Annotated in this window: 3 protein-coding genes; all 3 read right to left on the reverse strand. The window is 64.9% G+C overall.

The features are described from left to right. A partial coding sequence (locus EKA13_RS27505; protein WP_125862984.1) for a DUF3487 family protein occupies positions 1-104 on the reverse strand: 104 nt, incomplete at its 3' end. A 12-nt stretch (positions 105-116) separates the two neighbouring features. Beyond that, positions 117-476, reverse strand: a complete 360-nt coding sequence (locus EKA13_RS27510; RefSeq protein WP_003158638.1) for a TIGR03745 family integrating conjugative element membrane protein — start codon at positions 474-476, stop codon at positions 117-119. Positions 477-492: 16 nt separating this feature from the next. Further along, a partial coding sequence (locus tag EKA13_RS27515) for a TIGR03758 family integrating conjugative element protein (RefSeq protein ID WP_065762060.1) occupies positions 493-649 on the reverse strand: 157 nt, incomplete at its 5' end.

Genomic DNA, 649 nt, shown 5'->3' on the forward strand with positions numbered 1-649 from the left:
AGCTCGTCGGCGGTGAGGCCGCGCACGACAACGGGATGGCGGTTGAGCCGGTGCGGAAGGAACGTGACCGTCCCGTCAGCACGGACGTGCTGCTGCTCGGACATACCGGCCTCGCCTTACAGGATGCCGGTGGCTTCGGTGAGCAGCCAAATGCCGATCACGAGCAGCACCGCGCCGATGGCGACCGTGAGGCCGAATTGGCCCCAGGTTTTGCGACCAGTGTGGATTTCCGCGTAGGTGCCGTAGGCGTGGTAGCACACGCCAATGAACATCGACGCCACAACCAGCAGGGCCACGAGCATGATGATGTCGTAGCCGTAGTTCCTGATCGTCTCCATGATGCCGCTGCCGGCGCCCCGGGTCGGGTTCTCCAACTGCGGCAGGCCTTGCGCGAACGACAGCGCCGGCAGCGCGGCGGCGCCCAGAGCCACGGTGGTGCGCTGGACAAAACGGGAAGTGAGGATGCGGTTTTGCATGGTCAGGCCTTTCAGGTCAGGAGAGGAGGAAGAAACTCAGGACGAGGTACATCGCGACGAAGCGGATGCAGACGCCGAGGAACTGGCGCTGGTTGAGGCGGCTCTCGGACCACCCTACGTAAGCCGTTCGGATGGCCCAGACGCCCCAGACGAGCAGGACCGCGAACACGACG

The organism is Pseudomonas defluvii (assembly GCF_001695625.1).
GTDB classification, from domain to species: Bacteria; Pseudomonadota; Gammaproteobacteria; order Pseudomonadales; family Pseudomonadaceae; genus Aquipseudomonas; species Aquipseudomonas defluvii.

Bases quoted from the DNA above. Each gene is read 5' to 3' on its own strand.
- EKA13_RS27510 (WP_003158638.1), bottom strand. From the start codon at position 476: ATGCAAAACCGCATCCTCACTTCCCGTTTTGTCCAGCGCACCACCGTG.